The organism is Azospirillum sp. UENF 211521, from assembly GCF_058780535.1.
On the sequence record NZ_JBSNCF010000003.1, the window covers coordinates 597,406 to 615,349 of the forward strand.

Consider the following 17,944-nt stretch of genomic DNA (forward strand, 5'->3'; position numbering starts at 1 on the left):
GTGGAGAAAGGCGCGCCTCAGCGCGCCTCCTCCTCCTCCGTTTGCTGGTTGCCAGTGGCGGACGGCGCGGGGCCGGTGGTCAGGATCTCCGGCTGCGCGCCGGCGCCGGTGGTGGACGGGGTGGTTCCGGCGCCCGTGGACAGAACCTCCGGCTGGGCCCCCGCGCCGGTCAGGGTTGGGGGCGTGCCGGCCAGGGTGAGAACCTGCGGCGCGGCGTAGGCGGCCAGGGCGTTGGGCGTGAGCCCGGCGCGGGTCGTCGTGCCGGTGAACAGGCTGGTGACGCCGGGGGTGCTGGGAACCGGGACCACCACCACCACGGTGGCGGCGACCCGGCTGACCTGCTCCGTCGGACCCCAGGGGGTGTTGTTGATGAAGTACGGGGCGGCCCGCAGCGGGCTGTCGATCGCACTGGCGGCCAACGCGTCCGTCTTGCCGGCCACGGTGCCGAACATCCGGGCGGACCCGGCCTTGGGGACGGTCAGGCTCAGCACGTCGATCTTCTGCAAGGCGGTCCCGATCTCCTGTCCGATGAGCAGCGCCCCGCCGTCGGACGCCATGGTCAGCATGGTGGCCTTGCCCTGGAGCCCCGCCATGGTGATGGGGCCGCCCGCCGCGATGGACGCTTGGCCGTCCGGCAGGGACGCCACGGCGCCCAGCGTGATCGGGCCGGTCTTGGCCGTAATGCTGGCGGGCAGAACAATGCCCGATCCACCGGATTGGGTAAAGCCTCCCTCCGTGACAACCGTGGCATCACGACCAAAGGTCACGGTGCCCGCCGCATCCGTCGTGACCAGGGCCAGCGAGCCTGCGCTGTTCACCGCCGCGCCGAAGGTGAAGCCGGCACCGGTCAGGCGGAGGCCGTCCGTCCCGGTGGCGGTCAACGCCTTGGCGAAGCGGCTCTCGCCGCCCGTCGTCTGGGTCAGCGAGCGCACGGTCACCGCGCCGTCGTAGAAGACGCCGCCCGAGGTCCGCACCGTGACATCGCCCATCAGGCCCGACGCGCCGATGTCGCCCGACGCCCGGATGGACGCCCCGTCCAGCGACAGCGCCGAACGGTTGGCGCTGTCGACGGTCCCGCCGAACACGAGGTCGCCGCCGGTGCTGGACAGCGCGCTGGCGGCGGCCACCGTCAGGGCACCGCCGAAGCGCTGCGCCCCGGTGGTGGTGATGGTGGCTCCGTCCAGGCGGGTGCCGCCGCTGACGGCGATCTGCCGCAGGGCGCCGGTCTCGCCGAAGACCCCGGCCAGGACGGCGTCGCCCTCGACCGTCAGCCCCTGCCCTCCGGCGCTGGCGGCGCTGCCGCCGTTCAGCAGGGAGACGGTCCCGCCGGTCAGAACGGTGTCGGTCCCCAGCGTCACCGCGCCGCCGAAGCTCTGCTCCGCCACGGTGGTCACCGCGCCGCCGTTCAGGGCGGCGGTGCCGGTCACCGACAGGCGGCTCAGCGCCTGCGTGCCGCCGACCGCGCCGTTGATGACGGCGTTGCCGGCAATGGTGAGCCCCTGCCCGCCACGGGTGGCCGCGTCGAGCCCGCCGGCCAGCACGACCGTGCCGCCGGTCAGACGGGTGTCGGTCCCGAGCACCGCCCGTTCCCCGTAGGTCTGGGTCCCGGTGGTGTCGACGGAACCGCCGTTCAGGGCCAGCGTGCCCGCCGCATCGGTGACGACCGAAGCCGCGCGGACCGACTGGGCGAAGCGGGTCTGGCCGGCGCTGTTCACCGCCAGGGCGCCCAGCCGCTCGGTCCCGCCGACCGTTCCGGCGAAGACGGCGTCGCCGGTCCCGCTGGTGACGGCCAGGGCCTGCCCGCCGTCCAAGGTCCCGGCGAAGGTGATGCCGGTGCCGGTCAGGACCGACGGGGCGCCGGCCAGACGGACCGCGCCACCGTAGGCCTGCGCCCCGCTGGTGACGGCGGTGGCACCGGTCAGCAGCGTCTCGCCGCCGACGGTCAGCGCGGCCAGCGCCTGCCGGGTGCCAAGGGTGCCGGTGAGCGCCGCGTTGCCGGCGATCGTCAGGCCCTGACGGCCCGCCTCCGCCGCGTCGATGCCGCCGGACAGCGACACCTGGGTGCCGGTCAGGACGGTGTCGGTCCCCAGCGTCACCGCATCGGCGTAGCTCTGCACACCGGTGGTGTCGACGCTGCCGCCGTTCAGGATGGTGATCCCGGTGGCGTCGGTCGCCAGCGAGGCCGCCTTCACCGCGCCGGTGACGGTGGTGGTGCCGCCGCCGTTGATCGCCAGCGCCCCCAGACGGCTGGTGCCGCCGACGGCACCGCCGAGCAGGATGTCGCCGCTGCCGCTGGTCAGCGTCAGCGCCCGCCCGCCATCGACGGTGGAGGCGAGGACGATCCCGCCGGTGCCGGTGATCCGGCTGTCGCCACCCAGCGTCACCGCCTTCGCCGCCGTGAAGACCGTGCCGGCCTGATAGGCACCGTCCAGCGTCGCCGCGTCGTTGTAGGTCTGGGCGCCGCTGGTCGTCACCGCCTTGAGGCTGGTGGAGCCGTCGGCGTCGGTGGTCAGGCTGGCGAGCGCCGTGGTGTTGCCCACCGCCGCGTTGAACTGCGTGGCGCCGCTGCCGTTGACGGTCAGCGCCTGGGCGCCGTTGACCGTCCCGTTGAAGGTCACCGCGCCGCTGCCGGCATCGACCGTGGTGGTCCCCGCCAGCGTCACCGGCCCGGCGACGGTGAAGGCGCCGTTGCCGGTGGCGTAGCTGCCCATCAGGCTGGTTTCGCCGCCGTAGCTCTGGTCGCCCGCCGTGGTCACGTTGACGAGGCTGGTGTAGCCCGTGCCGGTGGTCAGGCTGGCCAGCGCCGTCGTACCGCCCACCGCCGCGTTGAACACCATCGCCCCGGTCGAGGTCGCCGTCAGCGCCTGGGCGCCGTTGACCGTCCCATTGACCGCCCCGTTGAAGGTGATCGTGCCGTAGCCCGCATCCACCGTCGTCGTCCCGGCCAGCGTCGTCGCACCGTTGAAGGTGATCGCGCTGTCGGCGGAGGTGTAGGTGCCGTTGAGCGTCACCGCGTCGTTGTAGGTCTGGGCGCCGCTGGTCGTCACCGCCTTGAGGCTGGTGGAGCCGTCGGCGTCGGTGGTCAGGCTGGCGAGCGCCGTGGTGTTGCCGACCGCCGCGTTGAACTGCGTGGCGCCGCTGCCGTTGATGGTCAGCGCCTGGGCGCCGTTGACCGTTCCGTTGAAGGTCACCGCGCCGCTGCCGGCATCGACCGTGGTGGTCCCCGCCAGCGTCACCGGCCCGGCGACGGTGAAGGCGCCGTTGCCGGTGGCGTAGCTGCCCATCAGGCTGGTTTCGCCGCCGTAGCTCTGGTCGCCCGCCGTGGTCACGTTGACGAGGCTGGTGTAGCCCGTGCCGGTGGTCAGGCTGGCCAGCGCCGTCGTACCGCCCACCGCCGCGTTGAACACCATCGCCCCGGTCGAGGTCGCCGTCAGCGCCTGGGCGCCGTTGACCGTCCCATTGACCGTCCCGTTGAAGGTGATCGTGCCGTAGCCCGCATCCACCGTCGTCGTCCCGGCCAGCGTCGTCGCACCGTTGAAGGTGATCGGGCTGTTGACCGAGGTGTAGGTGCCGTTGAGCGTGGTGGCGGCGTTGTGGGTCTGGGCGCCCGTGGTGGCGACGTTGAGGAGGCTGACGGTGGCGCCGGCGTTGGTGGTCAGGCTGGCCAGAGCCGTCGTGCCGCCCACCGCCGCGTTGAACTGCGCCGTGCCCGTCCCGGCGATGGTCAGCGCCTGGGCGCCGTTCACCGTGCCGTTGAAGGTCGCCGTTCCGGCGTTCACCGTCGTCGCTCCGCCCAGCGTCGCCGCCGCGTTGGTGGTGACGGTGCCGCCCGTGTAGGTGCCGTCCAGCGTGACCGTATTGTTGTAGGTCTGCGCGCCCGTCGTCGTCACCGACTTCAGGCTGGCGCTGCCGCTGTCGGTGGTCAGGCTGGCGAGCGCCGTCGTGCCGCCCACCGCGCCGCTGAACGTCGTTGTGCTCTTGTTGTTGATCGCCAGGGCATGGGCGCCGTCCACCGTGCCGGCGAACAGCACCGCCGAACCGCCGTACACCGTCGTGTCGCCGGCCAGCGACGCCGCACCGTTGACGGTGAAGGCATTGCCCGCGCTGTAGAGGCCGTGCAGCGTGACCGCGTCGTTGTAGGTCTGCACGCCCGTGGTGACCACGTTGCGCAGGCTCGTCGTCCCACCGGCGTCGGTGGTCAGGCTGGCGAGCGCCGTCGTACCGCCCACCGTGCCGGCGAACGTCGTCGTGCCCTTGCTGTTGATGACCAGGGACTGGGCGCCATCCACCGTACCGGCGAACAGCACGCTCGACCCGCCGTTCACCGTCGTGTCGCCGGCCAGGGTCGCCGCACCGTTGGCGGTGAAGCTGCCGCCGGTGTAGGTGCCGTCCAGAGTGACCGCGTCGTTGTAGGTCTGGGCACCCGTCGTCGTCACCGACTTCAGGCTGCTCGTACCGGTGGCGTCGGTGGTCAGGCTCGCCAGAGCGGTCGTGCCACCCACCGTGCCGGCGAACGTTGTCGTGCCCTTGCTGTTGATGACCAGGGACTGGGCGCCATCCACCGTACCGGCGAACAGCACCGAACCACCGTTCACCGTCGTGTCGCCGGCCAGGGTCGCCGCACCGTTGGCGGTGAAGCTGCCGCCGGTGTAGGTGCCGTCGAGCGTCACCGCATCGTTGTAGGTCTGTGCTCCCGTCGTCGTCACCGACTTCAGGCTGCTCGTGCCGGTGGCGTCGGTGGCCAGGCTCGCCAGAGCAGTCGTGCCACCCACCGTGCCGCTGAACGTCGTCGTGCTCTTGTTGTTGACCGCCAGGGCATGGCCGCCGTCCACCGTGCCGGCGAACAGGACCGCCGATCCGCCGTTCACCGTCGTGTCGCCGGTCAGGGTCACCGCCCCGTTGGCGGTGAAGGCGCCGCCGGTGGTGTAGGTGCCGTTGAGCGTGGTGGCGGCGCCGTGGGTCTGGGCGCCCGTGGTGGCGACGTTGAGGAGGCTGACGGTGGCGCCCGCGTTGGTGGTCAGGCTCGCCAGAGCCGTCGTGCCGCCCACCGCCGCGTTGAACTGCGCCGTGCCCGTCCCGGCGATGGTCAGCGCCTGGGCGCCGTTCACCGTGCCGTTGAAGGTCGCCGTCCCGGCGTTCACCGTCGTCGCCCCGCCCAGCGTCGCCGCCGCGTTGGTGGTGACGGTGCCGCCGGTGTAGGTGCCGTCCAGCGTCACCGCGTCGTTGTAGGTCTGGGCTCCCGTCGTCGTCACCGACTTCAGGCTGCTCGTGCCGGCGGAGTCGGTGGTCAGGCTGGCGAGCGCCGTCGTGCCGCCCACCGTGCCGCTGAACGTCGTCGTGCTCTTGTTGTTGACCGCAAGGGCGTAGCCGCCGTCCACCGCGCCGGCGAACAGGACCGCCGAACCGCCGTTCACCGTCGTGTCGCCGGCCAGGGTCGCCGTACCGTTGGCGGTGAAGGCGCCGCCGGTGGTGTAGGTGCCGTTCAGCGTCACCGCGTCGTTGTAGGTCTGGGCCCCCGTCGTCGTCACCGACTTCAGGCTGCTCGTGCCGCCCGCATCCGTCGTCAGGCTGGCGAGCGCCGTCGTGCCGCCCACCGTACCGGTGAACTGGGTTGCGGCCTTGCTGTTGATGACCAGGGACTGGGCACCGTCCACCGTGCCGGCGAACAGAACCGCCCCGCCGTTCACCGTCGTCGCCCCGGCCAGCGTGGTCGCCGCGTTGGCGGTGAAGGCGCCGCTGCCGGTGCTGTAGGTGCCGTCGAGCGTCACCGCGTCGTTGTAGGTCTGCGCGCCGGTGGTCGTCACCGATTTCACGCTGCTGGTGCCGCCGGCGTCGGTGGTCAGGCTGGCCAGAGCCGTCGTGCCGCCCACCGTGCCGTTGAACTGCGCCATACCCTTGTTGTTGACCGCCAGGGCATAGGCGCCGTCCACCGTGCTCATGAACACAACGCTCGACGTGCCGTCCACCGTCGTGTTGCCGGCCAGCGTCACCGCGCCGATGGCCGAGAAGACCGCACCGGTGGTGTAGGTACCATCCAGCGTCACCGTGCCGCTGTAGGTCTGGGCGCCGGTGGTCGTCACCGATTTCACGCTGCTGGTGCCGCCGGCGTCGATGGTCAGGGTCGTCAGCGCCGTCGTGCCGCCCACCGTGCCGGTGAACTGGGTCGCGCCGCTGCTGGTGATCACGAGCGAGTTGGCCCCGTTCACCGTGCCGCTGAACAGAACGTTTCCACTGCCCGAGTTCACCGTGGTGCCGCCCGCCAGCGTCGTCGCGCCGGTCACCGTGAAGGCGCCGTTTCCGGTGGCGTAGGCGCCCTGGAGGCTGGTCGCGCCGGTGTAGGTCTGCGCACCCGCTGTCGTCACGGCGCGCAGGTCGATGGTCCCGGCGGTGGCCGACAGAGAGGAAAGGTTGCTGGCCGCTCCGCCCAGCGTCACGCCGCCCTGCGCCGCGTTCAGGGTCGCCCCGTAGCCGCCGCCGTTCAGCGTGCCGGTCACCGACAGGTCGCCGCCGGTCGCGGTCACCGTGCGGTTGCCGCCCGACAGGGCCAGGTTCCCGGTGACGGTCACCGACTTGCCGGACAGCGCGCCGCCCAGCGTGGTGTTGCCGGTGTAGGTCTGCGCGCCCGTGCTGGTGACGGTGCCCAGGGCGATGGTGGTGCCCTGCACCGTCACGCTCGCCCGGGTGTCGTCCGGACCGGTGCTGGTCACCGCCTTGGTCAGGCTGACCGCCCCGCCCGTGGAGACCAGCGAGATGGTGCCGCTGCCCCCGGCCGTGATGCCGGTGGTGGCGTTGCCGTCGCTGATGGCGCCGCTGGCGGTGACGGCGATGTCACCGTTGGTGGTGGAAAGGTTGCCCAGGTTGAAGCTGGTGCCGGCCAGATAGATTCCACCCGTCCCGGTCACCATCGCCGAGATGTTGGCGATGCTGCTGGTGAAGGCGGCGGTGCTGGTCCCGATCCCGGTGTTCGACGTCAGGTTCAGCGCGCCGCCGGTCAGGCTGGTGCCGTTGCCGGTCAGCAGGCTGCCACCCGCCGCCGACAGGTTGATGGTTCCGTTCGTCCCGGCGTTGACCGTGCCGACCGTCAGGTCGCCCGTCGTCGCGGTCAGGCTGACCGTGCCGACGCCGGTCACCGAGGTCGCGGTCATGCCGGTGCTGCTGGTGGCGGTGACGGTGCCGTTGGCGCCGAGGGTCGCCGCCGTCAGCGTGCCGGTGTTGTTGACGGTCAGGTTCTTGCCGGAGCCGGTCAGGCTGGCGTCGATGGTGCCGACCGTGGTGTTGAGGGTGGTGTTGCCGCCGCTGGAGCCACTGGCGAAGGTCAGCGAACCCGCGGTGATCGACAGCGAGCGCGGCGAGGCGCCCGCGGCCACCACGTCGGTGGCGCCCTTCAGAGTCAGAGCGCCCGTGCCGAGGTTGATCGCCGTGGTCGGCAGGGTCAGCACCCCGCCGGACTGCAGCAGCAGGTTGCCGCTGGTCATCGACAGGCCGGCGCTGGCGTCCAGGTTGCCGGCCGTGCGGATGTAGGCGGACCCGCCCGCCCCGAGGGTGACGAGGTTGTTGGTCAGCGTCAGGGCGGCGCTGTTGATGTTGTCGACCGAGATGACCGGTGTGGAGCCGTTGGCGGTCAGGCCGGTCAGGCTGGACACGTTCATCTTGATCGGCGTGCCGGCGCCGGTGGCGGCGTCGGTCACCGTGCCGATGCTGCCGCCGTTGGCGGTCAGGCTGGCCGAGTGGCCGGTCACATGGGTGCCGTTGCCGCTGCCCAGGATGGAGCCGGCGGCGGTCAGCGCCACCGCTCCGCTGGTGGTGTTGGCCGACACCGACTGGACCGTCATCGTGCCGGCCGACCCGATGGTGACCGAGCCGCTGGAGGCGGTGGCCGAGGTGACGGTGACGCCGGCGGCGGTGTCGTCGGTCACGTAGACGCTGCCGGTGGCGCTCGCCAGGGTCAGGCCGCCGGTGGTGGTCTGGACGGACCGGCTGGAGGTGCCGACGCCCTTGCCGCCGGTCAGCGAGACCGAACCGCCGACGATCCGCGTCTCGGCAAGGCCGTCGTCATAGACGCCGCCCCCGGTGGAGCTGAGCGTGACCGCCCCGCTGCCGGCGTTGATGCCGCCGGCGATGATGTCGGCGTCCACCGCGGTGGAGGCGATGGTGATCGCCCCGCCGCCGGTGCTGGCGCTGACCACCTGGAGGCGGTCGCCGGCCAGCACGTCGATCTTGCCGCCGGTCGTCGCGGCGTAGGCCAGCGCGGTGGCCCCGGTCGTGCTCAGATAGATGTCGCCCGACCCGCCGTTCGCCTGCACCTGGGCGCCGCCCACGCCGACGCGGGCGGAGGAGGTGCCGATGCCGGCCTTGGCGTTGAGCACCACGGTCTTGCCGGTGACCGCGGATCCGCCGTTGGCGGCCAGGATCTTGCCGCCGTTGCCGGTGGCGCTCAGCGTGACCGACCCGTTGTTGGCGCCCGCCGTCACCGTCCCGGCGGTGATCGACCCTCCGGTCGAGGTCACGGCGATGGAGTTGCCCGCCGCGTCGGTGGCGATGGCGACGTTGGTCAGCGTGATGTTGCCGCTGCTCGTCACCACCACCGGGCCGTTCTGGACGGCGGCCGTCAGCCCGCCCGTCAGAGACCCGGCGATGTTGAGATAGACTCCGCCCGTGCCCGTGACGTTGGTGGTCAATGCCCCGGTGCTGGACGTCGTGACCTTGAACGCCGAATCCGCCGTTCCGATGCCGGCCCCCGCCGTCAGAGTGGCGCTGCCGGAGCCGAGGCTCAGGCTGGAGCCCCCGCTGAGGATCCGGCCGGCCGTCGCCGTCAGGGTCAGCGCCTTGCTGCTGTCGTAGGAGAGGTTGGAGACGGTCAGGTCGCCGGCCGCCGCGATCACCGTCAGGGCGCCGCCCGTGGTGATCGAACTGAGGTTCAACCCCGCCGCGTTCTTGACGAACAGGCCGCCCGAGCCGCTGCTGGCGGTCAGGCTGGACACGTTCATGCCCAGCGCCGTGGCGTTGCTGCCGATGGCGCTGCTGTTGCCCTGCTCGTTGGTCTTTTTCTGGGCGTCCAGCTTCAGCGAGCCGGCGGTGATGGTGGAGCTGTTGTTCACCGCCGTGATGCTGCCGGCGGTCGCGCTGTTGCCCGTCGCCGTCAGGCTGACCGTGCTCGAGGCGCCCGTGTTCACCGTGCCGATGGCGATGGCCCCCGGAGCCTTGAAGGTGAAGTCCAGGCCGGTGCTGTCGGTCAGCGTGGTGAAGGTGGTAACGCCGCCGCTGTCCGTGACGTTCCAGTTCAAGTTGGTCGCCGTCAGGCTCATCGTGCCGGACGTGGCGGTTCCGGTGGACGGCGTGCGGTCGATGGTCAGCTTGGCGAGGTCGAGTGTGTCGGCGACCTTGAAGGTGCCGGGCGTCTTGATCGTCAGATCGGTCGTCGCGACGTTGAGCGTCGAGCCCGTGGCGGCGATGCCGCCATTGATCGCGGACAGCTCGACGCTGCCGCCGGACACCAGATTGCCGTTGCTGGCGTCGATGCTGCCGTCGCCGCTGGTCAGCGACACCGACCCGGTCGTGGTGATGGTGCCGGCGGTCAGCAGGCCGGCCCCCGTGGAACCGGTGGACAGCTTGATCGCACCCCCGCCGGTGCTCACCACCGACTGGGCGATCATGCTCTTGCTTTCCGACACCGCGATGCTGCCGGCGGCGCTTGCGGTCAGCGTGGTGCTGGTGGAATTGGCCTGCGTCGCAATGGCGGAGACGTTGCCGATGGACCCGGTCGCCGTCAGGTTCACCAGATTGCTGCCGCTGATCGTGCCGCTGAGGATCGAACCGCCCTGGTTGTTGATGTACGCGTTGGCGCCGTTCATGGAGATGGAGCCGAGCGCGATGTCGCCGATGGAGTTGTTCAGGGTCAGCGCACCGCCCATGACCATCTCGTCGATGTACGTCGAGCCGCGCAGGTTGATCACCGCGCCGTCGTTGGCCTTCACCGTCAGGTTGCCGGCGGTGACCGCGATGAACTCGCCCCCGGTCTTGCCCACCGCGCCGGAAGAGGCGGTCAGGCTCGCGATGCCGGCGTTGATCTTCAGCGTGGAATGGCCGACCCCGACGATCCCGGGCGCCGCGTTCAGGGTGAGCGTCCCGGTCTTGCCGACGTCCAGGCCGCCGATGGACAGCTTGCGATGGCTGTCGAAGGAGAAGCGCACGCCGTCGGCGTCGTTCAGCGAGACCAGCACCGCCTGTGCGCTGCTCTCCAGGCCGCTCAGCGCGATGGCCGCGCCCGCCCTGTTCACCGAGGTCAGGCTGTAGGTGCGGTCGTTGATGGTCGACAGGGCGCTCTTGATCTTGAGCGTGCCGATGCGGGTGTCGGATTCGACGTAGAGATCGCCCTTCACGTTGAAGGTCGCCGACGACGCCGACAGGTGGATGTTGTTGCTGGAGGAGCCGATGCCGCCGCCGCTGCTCAGGGTCGCGGTGCCCGCGGTGATGCGGTTGGCCGGGTTGCCGGCGTTCGCCGAGGCGGCGCCCGTGATGGCGCCTGCGCTGGTCAGGTCGACGGTGCCCCAGTTCTGCACGTTGAGCGTGCCGATGGACAGCGCGTGCTGGGTGTTCAGCTTGAAGGCGAGACCGGTGGTGTCGGTCAGATTGGACAGCGTGGTGGTGGTGCCGTCGTCCGTCATGGTGAAGACGAGCTGCGGCGCGGTGATCTGGTAGGTGCCGGCGCCGGTCGTCCGCGAGCTGGTCAGCGACAGGCCGGTCAGGTCCTTGCCGTTGTCCACGAAGGCGTCGGTCGCCGTGGTCAGCGCCAACGTGTCGGCCAGCGTCGCGATGTGGTTGGAGGACGATCCCGCCTGACCGATGCCGCCGGTCGCGGTGAGGGTGACCGTGCCGGCGGTCACCATCGAGCTGCCGTTGCTGAGGATGTCCTTGCCGGTGCCGGTGGTCTCAATGGTCACATTGCGGGCGAGTCCGCCGTTGATCGTTCCCAGCGCGACGCTGTTGTCGCTCTTGAACGAGAAGTCGAGGCCGCTCGCGTCCACGACGTTGCCGAGGGTGTACTGGCTGCCGGTGTTGGTGTCGGTCAGTGCGAAGGTCAGCGCCTCCGACCGGATGTCGTAGACGTTCTGCGCGCCGGTCGAGGCGTGCCGGACATCCAGGCTGAGGGCGTGCAGGTCGGCGCTGTTCGTCAGATAGACATTGCGCCCGGCGGTCACCTGCAGGGTCCGCGTCTCGGTCAGCAACGGCGTGCCGGACGCCCCGATGGAGCCCCCTTCGACCGTCAGCGTCACCCTGTCCGCGCTCAGCGGCTTGGTTCCGGACTGCAGCAGCGACCCGTTGCTGGTCACCTTGATGTCCGCCGAGGAACCGGCCTTCACATCCTTCAGCGTCAGGGTGCCGGTGTTGCTGAGCGTCAGCGACCCCGTCAGATTGGCCGACAGCGTGCCGACCTGGGTGGTGAAGTACGAGCCGCTGCCGTTGGTGTGGCCGACGCTGGTCGCCTTCAGCGTCAGGCTGCCCGCGGTGATCGCAGCGCCGCTGCTGTTCGAGGCGTTGATGGCGGACGTGCCGGCATTGGCCGTCAGGTCGACGGTGCCGCTGTTCCCGACATCGATCTTGGCGATCCGCAGGGCCTTGTCGTTGCTGATGTTCAGCTTCAGCCCGCTCTGGGTGACGTTCGTCACCGTCAGGCCTTCCTGGGTCGTCGCATCGCTGAAGGACGCGGTCAGGCCGGTCGAGCTGATGGAATAGGTGTTGGTGCCGCCGCCGGACTTGTTGTGCCGGAAGTCCAGCGTCAGATCGGTCAGGGTCGTGTTGTTGCTGACCGCCACGTTGCCGCCCGACGCGATGGACAGCTTCTGCGTGCTGGTCTGCACCTGGTTGGTGCCGCCGACGTTGCCGCTGCCGCCGGTCGCGGTCAGGGAGACTGAGCCCGCCGTGATCGTGCCCGACCCGTTGATCGACGGCCCCCCCGACGCGCCCGAGGCCGACCCGGTGGAGATCAGCGCCACCGATCCGGTGGAGCTGGTGCCGGCGTCGATGGTGCCGGCCACAATGCCGCGATCCACGCTGTAGCGCAGATTCATGCTGCCATTGCTCGGCGTGGACAGGGCCAGCGTCTGGATGCCGTTGGCTTCCGTCACCGTGAAGCTGCGGTTCGAGCCGAGGGCGTTGAACTGATAGGTGCCCGTAGCGGTGGACGTCTTGTGCGTGACGGTGACATCCAGCGCGGTCAGCGCGGTGTTGCTGTTGTTGATGTAGAGGTCGCCGTTGCTCACCAGGGTCAGCGAGGAGGCGGAGGTCTTCACCGCCCGCGTGCTGGTGCCGATGGAGCCGCCGTTGGTGCCGGTGCCGTTGGCCGACAGGGTGACGGAGGACGCCGCGATGGCCCCGCCACCCGACATGGTGATCGTCGAGTTCTCCCCGCCGCCCGCCGTCGTCAGGCTGACCGAGCCGCCGGTGGCGACGATCTCGGAAACCACGATGTGCTTCTTGCCGGAGAAGCTGAAGTTGCTGTTGCCCGCACCCGTGATGTCGATCGTGTTCGTGGTGCCGTTGTCGGCCAGCGAGTAGATCTGGGAACCGGTGCTGCCGATCGAGAAGGTGCTCGCCGTCGAAGAGCTGACAGTGCTGTTCGTGCTGGCGATCGCCAGGCTGTTGAAGGCACGCCCGTTGTTGTCGACGTAAATGTTCCGCCCGGCGGTCAGCGACAGGTCGCCGGTGTCGAGGCCGATGGCCCCGTAGAGGGTCGAATCGCCGATGGAGGAGCTGGTTCCCGCCTCCAGCGACACCTTGCCGGCGGTGATCTTGCTGCCGTTGCCGGTGTTGGTGACGCCGCTGGACGAGACGATGGCGACGCTGCCGCCGGACCCGACGTTGACGGTGCCGACCTTGACCGCGCGCGACGAATTGAAGGCGAAGTTCAGCGCCGTGCTGCTGGTGACCGTCTGGATCGTGGACTGCGACGAGCTGTCCGACAGGGTGAAGACCTGCCCGTTGACCGTGGTGATCCCGATCGTGCCGCCGGAGTAGGAGCCGCGCGTCAGCGTCAGGTCGGTCAGCGCCATCGTGTTGGTGATGCCGATGGACCCGCCCGTCGTGACCGACAGGTTCGCCGTCGCCAGATTCAACGCGCTGGTGCTGCCGACGCCTCCGTTGGCGCTCAGGATGACCTTGCCGGCGGCGATGAGCGTCGCGCTGTTCGAATCGTCCTGGATGTTGCCGCTGCTGTTCGTCAGCGTGACCGTTCCGGTGCCGCTGTTGGCGTTGACCGATCCGACGGTCATGGTTCCGCTGGATTGCGCGACGCTGATGTCGCCGCCTGCCGTCAGGCTGTTCAGCGCGACCGCGTTCCCGCCCGTCAGGCCGAGCCACAGGGAGCCGCCCGCATTGGCCACCACCGTGCCGCCCCTGACGGCGAGGGCGTTGGACGCGGAGCCGATGTCCTTCCCGGCGGTGAGGGTCACCGTTCCGGTGTCGCCACCACGCAATGTGGCGCTGTTCGGGTTCAGGATCGACCCGTGGGTCGCTGTCACCGTGATGTCGCTGCTGGCGCTGGACGAGAAGCCGGAGCCGAAGGCGATGTCGCCCCAGGTCGCCGTCACCACGATGGGGTTGTTGGCGGCGCTGAAGAAGCGGCTGCCCAGCGTGACGAGGTTCTTCTGGTTGCTGACGCCCGTCGAGGTCGGCAAGGTGACGTAAATGCCGCCGTCCGACGCACGGGCGTTCAGGACGGGGGTGACGACGTCGAGATATTCGGTGCCCGTGCCGCTGCCGATGGCCTTGCTGGCGACCAGATTGACCGAGCCGGCCAGAACCACCGTGGTCTTCGAGCCGTCGTCCAGGATGGAGCCGTTCGTCGTCTCGGCGTTGAAGATGCTGTAGGTTTCGCTGGGCGAAGGCGTGCCGTTGTCGGGAAGGACGCCGTTCTTGTAGGTCAAATCGACCCGGCCCAGCCGGATGTCGCGGTCACCCTTGAAGGAGAAGATCTGGCCGGTGGTGTCGACCAGCGTGCGCAGCAGATAGCCGTTGGTGGCGTCGTCGGTCAGGTCGAAGATGAAGTTCGGCGCGGTGATCGTGTAGCCGTTCACCACAGTCGTGTCGGCATGGGTGCTGGTGACGGTCAGCTCCGCCATGTCGGACAGGTTGGTGACGTGCAGGTCGCCGCCGGTGGTCAGCGTCAGCTTCGTGGCGTTGAGCCCCAGCGGAGCGGAGACGTCGCCCAGGCTGCCCGACGCGGCGCTCAGCGTCACGGTGTCGGCGTCGATCCGCGTGTTCACGCTGCCGTCGTCGCGGATGCTGCCGGTGGTGGAGGTCAGCGTGACCTTGCCGCCCACCCCCACCGTGGCCAGATCGCCGACGATCAGGTCGATGTCGCTGTTGAAGCTGAGGGTCGACAGCTTCGGGCTGCCGATCGCTTCCAGAATGGTCGCGGTGCCGTTGTCGCCGACCACGAAGTTGAAGTATTCGGAGGTCAGGTCCAGCGCGTTGGCGGCCCCGCCGACATGGCGGTTGGTGATCGCCAGACCGGTCAGGATCACACCGCTGTTGTCGAGATACAGATCCCCGACATTGCTCAGCGTCAGAGACCCCGTCGAGGTGCGCAGATGGGTGGCGGAGCTGCCGATGGCCCCGTCCGTGGTCAGGCTGATGATGCCGGCGGACAGCCGGTTGCTGGCGTCCTTGCCCAGGATCGCGCCACCGGTCGCCGTCACGGAGATCCCGCCGGAGTTCGACGCCTTGATGGTTCCCAGCGTGGCGGCGCCGCCGGTGACGGTGAGCGAAACCGACGTGCCGGTGGAAGTGATGTTCTCCACGGTCACGGCGCCGGTCTGCATGACCGTGACGTTGCCCGCGTTGTTGGTGACCGTCAGCCGCTTCGCCGCGGTGTTCACCATAACGGTCGAGGTGTTGCCCCCGGCGGCGAGGGTGACGTTGTCGCCGGTGATCGTGCCGGACAGGGCGGAGATGCTGCCGTTGGCGGTCGTGAGGGTGACGTCGCCGTTGGCCCCGGCATTGACCGTGGTCGCGGTGATGTCCGACGCCGCGCCGTTCGCCGTGACGGCGATGGTGCTGGTTCCGTTGGCGCTGGTGATCGTCCCGATGGCGGTGGTGCCGCCGGTGGTGATGGCGACGTCGCCGTTGGTCGAGACGATGGAGCCCAGCACCGCCGAACCCGACGTCGTCAGGAAGACGCCGCCCGCGCCGGAGGTGGCGTCGATGTTGTAGGAGCTGGCGGTCAGGGCCGTGCCGCTGGTGCCGACGCTGCCGGCGGCGTTCAGGACCAGGCTGTAGGAGCTGATGGTGGTCGAGGCGTCGGCGTCGTTCAGGATGCTGCCGCCGCTGCTGGTCAGGGTCAGCGTGTTGCTGCCGACGGACACCGCGCCGACCGTGAGGTCGCCGGAGGCGGTCACGAAGGTGCCGCCGCTGGTGGTCACGCTGGTCAGCGCCAGAGCCCCGGCGTTCGACAGATGCAGGCCGCCGCTGCCGGCCGTGGCCGTCAGGCTGGTGCCGGCGGTGTTCAGCGCCTGCAGCGACGTGCCGATGCCGCCGTTGCTGCCCGACGAGCCTTTGGCCGTCAGCGTCAGCGCGCCGCCGGTCAGCAGGCTCGCGCCCGTGCCGGTGATGTTGCCGGCGGTGCTGGCCAGCGCGACGGCCCCCGTTCCGGCGCTGACCGTGCCGACTTGGATGTTGCGGTCGCTGGTGAAGGCGAAGCTGTTCAGGCCGCCGGTCTGGCCGACCGTGTCGAGCGCGGTGGTGCCGGCCGAATCGGTGACGGTGAAGGTCAGGCCCGTGGAGGCCACGAAGAACTGGCTGTCGACCCCGGCCGCCCGGTGCGTGCTGGTGACGGAGAGGTCGGTCAGCGTCCGGTCGTTGGTGACGAACAGGTTGCCGCCGGTGACCAGGGAGAGCTGGGTGCTGCTGGTCGACACCGCCGCGCCGGTGGCGCCGATGTCGCCGCCGGCGGTCAGGGTGACCGGGCCGCCGACGATCCGGCCGGCGTCCAGCGCGCTCAGCGAGCCGCTCTCGGCCTTGACGGAGACCGCGCCGGCGCTGCCCGAGGCCGGCGTGGTGTCGATCAGGTTGGCGAGCTGGACGTTGTTGGTGGCCGTCAGCCGCACCGCGCCGCCGCGGGTCGTCAGCTTCCCGATGTTGGTCAGGTTGCTGGCCATGCCGTTGGCTTCCAGCACGATGTCGCCGCCGTCGGTGCGGATCTCGTAGCTGGCGTCGGTGAAGGCGATGCCGCTGGAGGTCAGCGACCGCAGGGTGAAGCTGTGGCCCGTCGTGGTCTGGAGGTCGAGGCTGGTCTCCACCGTGATGAGGCCCGACGCCTCCAGCACGATGTTCGCGTTGCCGGCGATGCTCTCCAGCACCTGCTTCGACACCGTGTTGACGTTGTCGCCGGTGCCCTGGTTGGGGTCGTTGACGCCGATCGTGCCGTCCGCCGCGGCGCCGTTCTGGCTGCCCCCGGCGGAGCTGACGATGCGCAGGCTTTCCGGGTCGAGCAGGAAGGTGCCGGCCGCACCCTTGGGTGCTGTCAGGTCGACGCTGCCGGTCAGCGTGATGTCCTTGTGGCTGGACACCTCGGCGAAGCCGCCGTCGCCGCCCTCGGCGCCGCCCCGGGCGGAGATTTTACCGGCGTGCTTCGTGCTTTTCTGCGACAGCACCGTCACGCTGCCGCCCTTGCCGGACTTCACGGCATCGGCGGACAGGGTGGCACCGGCCTCGACCGTCGCCTTGTCCGACCAGGTGCCGGAGCGGCCCGTCTTGCTGCCGATGGCGACCTCGCCGCCGCCCTTGCTGCCGGAGGCGTCGACGCGGGCGTTCTTCTTGACGACGATCTCGGCGCCGGTGGCGACGACGGTGCCGCCGGTCTGCCCCTCCCCGCGCCCGCTGGCGTCGACGGTGCCGCCGATGGTGACCTTGCCGCTGTCGCCGCCCGACAGGACGATCTTGCCGTTGGCGCTGCCGACCGAGGTGGCCTTGATGACGCCGTCGGTGTTGATGACGTTGTCGATCACGCCCTTCACGGCGCGCGCCGACAGGGTGACGCTGCCGCCCTCGGCGGCGATCTCGCCGGAATTGACGACCAGCGCCGCGACCGGCTTGCCGTCCGCGTCCTTCGCCACCGTCTTGACGGCGGAGCTGGCGTCGAAGCTGATCAGCCCGTCGCCGTGGAAGTCGAGCGTGAAGGTCTCGGCGCCGCCCAGCGCGACCTTGCCCAGCTTGGCGCGGATGACGCCGGAGTTGCGGACATGCGGGGCCACCAGGGCGGCGAGACCGCTGTCCTTGACGGTGATGTCGCCCTCGTTCACCACCATGGCGTTCGGCTTGGTGGAGGCCTGGTCGAACTGGTACTTGCCCGCCATGAAGTTGGCGTCGGAGATGTTGGCGGTGGTCGCCACCAGCCCGCCGACGTCCACCTTCGCCCCGGCGCCGATCACCACGCCGTTGGGGTTGACCAGCATGACCGTGCCGTTGGCCGACAGGCTGCCCATGATCTTGGACGGGTCGGCGCCGGTGACCCGGTTCAGAGTGACGCTGGCGGCCGAGGGCTGCTGGAAGGTGACCTTCTCACCGGCATCGATGCTGAAGGACTTCCAGTTGATGATGGCTTTGTCGGTGGACTGCAGGATCTCCATCGACTTCGGGGTCGACGACTGGATGGTCGCAGCACCCGCGGTGACGGTGCCCTCCAGCGGGTTGGCGTAGGCCGCGCCCGCGAACAGGGTCGACAGCGCCACGCCGATCACGCTGCGCAGCGCCAGCCGCGCGAAGTCGACGCCGCCCCGGGCCTTCGCCGCGCGGCGCTGGCGCCGGGTGCCGCCGCCGCGCTGCGGCGCCTCCGTCGCGGACGACAGCAGCAGCCGCTGGCGCAGCGTCTGTCGGTGACGGCGCGCGCCGGGGATCTCGGTGAAGCCGGAGGTGGTGGTGACGTTGCCCTTGCCCATGTCCTGTTTCC

The 17,944-nt window shown here is 70.2% G+C and carries 1 protein-coding gene; it reads right to left on the minus strand.

Features of this window, described 5'->3' with window-relative positions:
* Nucleotides 1-17: 17 nt before the first annotated feature.
* Nucleotides 18-17,933, minus strand: coding sequence for a filamentous hemagglutinin N-terminal domain-containing protein (locus tag ACWPN5_RS27495; protein ID WP_492298547.1), 17,916 nt, complete (start codon nt 17,931-17,933; stop codon nt 18-20).
* Nucleotides 17,934-17,944: the final 11 nt, after the last annotated feature.

What these genes read in the sequence shown, in the direction of transcription:
- ACWPN5_RS27495 (WP_492298547.1), bottom strand. Translation starts at nt 17,933, where the DNA reads ATGGGCAAGGGCAACGTCACCACCACCTCCGGCTTCACCGAGATCCCC.